We start from the raw sequence: 1,733 nt of genomic DNA, 5'->3' as shown, positions 1-1,733 counted from the left end.
CTACGACAAGACGTCGGTGGCCCGCTGGCTGCGCGGACAGCAGCCGAGGGGCCGGGCGCCGGCGATCATCGCGGAGGCGCTGGGCCGCAAACTGGGCCGTACGGTCACGATCGACGAGATCGGCATGGCCAACGGCAAGAACCTCGCGGCGGGCGTCGGCCTCCAGTTCTCGCCGACGGTACTGGGGGCCATCGAGCAGGTCTGCGAGCTGTGGCGCAGCGACGTGGGCCGGCGGGACTTCCTGTCCGGCTCCTCCGTCGCCGCCTCCGCGCTGGTGGAGCCGAGCCGTGACTGGCTGATCTCCACGCCCGACGCGCAGGTGGCGCGCTCGGCCGGGCCGCGCGTGGGCCGGTCCGACGTGGCGGCCGTGCGGTCCATGACGCAGGCGCTGGTGGACCTGGACCACCAGTACGGCAGCGGGCATGTGCGCCCGGTCGTCGTGCACTACCTCAACAGCGTGGTCTCGGGCCTCCTGGCGGGGTCGTACCGGGAGGCCGTCGGACGCGAACTGTTCGCCGCCGTCGCGCGGTTGACCGAGCTCGCCGGGTACATGGCCGTCGACACCGGGCAACCGGGCCTGGCCCAGCGCTACTACATCCAGGCGCTGCGGCTGGCGCAGGCGGCCGGGGACCGCGGGTACGGCGGGTACGTGCTCGCCGCCTCCATGAGCCACCTGGCCGCACAGCTCGGGAACCCGCGCGAGATCGCCCAGTTGGCGCGGGCGGCGCAGGAGGGCGCGCGGGGGCGCGTGACCCCCCGCGCGGAGGCGATGTTCCACGCGGCGGAGGCGCGCGGGCACGCGCTGATGGGCGACGTGCACGCCGCGTACGAGGCGGTCGGGCGCGCGGTGAGTGCCATGGAGGCGGCCGACGCGGCCTCGGGGGACGACCCGGCGTGGATCGCCCACTTCGACGAGGCCTACCTGGCCGACGAGTTGGCGCACTGCCACCGCGACCTCGGGCAGGCCGAGGCCGCCGCCCGGTACGCCCGGGAGGCCCTGGCCGGCCACCCCGAGTCGCGGGCACGGCGGCGGGCGATCGGCTACGTGCTGCTGGCCACCGCCCAGGTCCAGCAGCGGGAGGTCGAACAGGCCTGCGGTACGGGCCTGAAGGCGGTGGAACTGCTCGACGGGCTGAGGTCCGACCGGGGCGCCGCCTACCTGGAGGACCTCCAGCAGCGCCTGGAGCCGTACCGGGAGGAGACGGCGGTCCGGGAGTTCGGGGCGCGCATGGAGTTCCGGGCGGCCGCGTGAACACGGACCGCCGCGCGCTGCGCGGGGGCCCGGTGACCGCGTGAACACCGGGGAGCCCGCGGGGTGAACGCGCGGGGAACGCGCGGCCGGAGCGGAGCGGGTGGCGTCATCAGCGTACGGTGAGCCGGTTTTGTTACCGCGCTCACAGGGAAGGAGGTCGGGTTAGGTGCTGCGTGGCACCGGCCTCGGAGGACCCGGTAGCGTGAGTCGACGATTCACAAGGTCCCCCATTGGTAGGAGTCCCGGTGACGCAGAGTGGACAGGGCGAGGAGCCCTCGGCGCGCCCCGCGCGCGAAGGCATCGTGCTGCCCTCCGACGGCGGTGAACCCCTGCTGCCGGGCATGACGGCCGGACCGGTCGGCCCCGGCGGCGCGGACGGCCGGCACCCCGGCGACTCCTCCCCGGCTCCCTCCGGCGGCCAGGGCTGGGGCGGGACGTGGGGTTCCGAGCCGCAGTCGCCCGCCCCGCCGCCCGGCCGGAA

Annotated in this window: 1 protein-coding gene and 1 pseudogene; both read left to right on the top strand. The window is 75.3% G+C overall.

Going from position 1 to position 1,733, the window contains the following annotated elements:
- Positions 1–1,252, top strand: a 1,252-nt coding sequence (locus B7L92_RS37395) for an NsdA family TPR-like regulatory protein (RefSeq protein WP_255311343.1), incomplete at its 5' end; no start/stop codon positions are given.
- Positions 1,253–1,497: 245 nt separating this feature from the next.
- Positions 1,498–1,733, top strand: a pseudogene (locus tag B7L92_RS37390) (hypothetical protein); the annotation flags it as partial.

It is taken from the genome of Streptomyces viridosporus (genome assembly GCF_002078235.1).
Taxonomy (GTDB): Bacteria; Actinomycetota; Actinomycetes; order Streptomycetales; family Streptomycetaceae; genus Streptomyces; species Streptomyces viridosporus.
The sequence above is the reverse complement of the archived record's forward strand: the minus strand, read 5'-3'. Positions and strand labels throughout refer to the sequence as shown.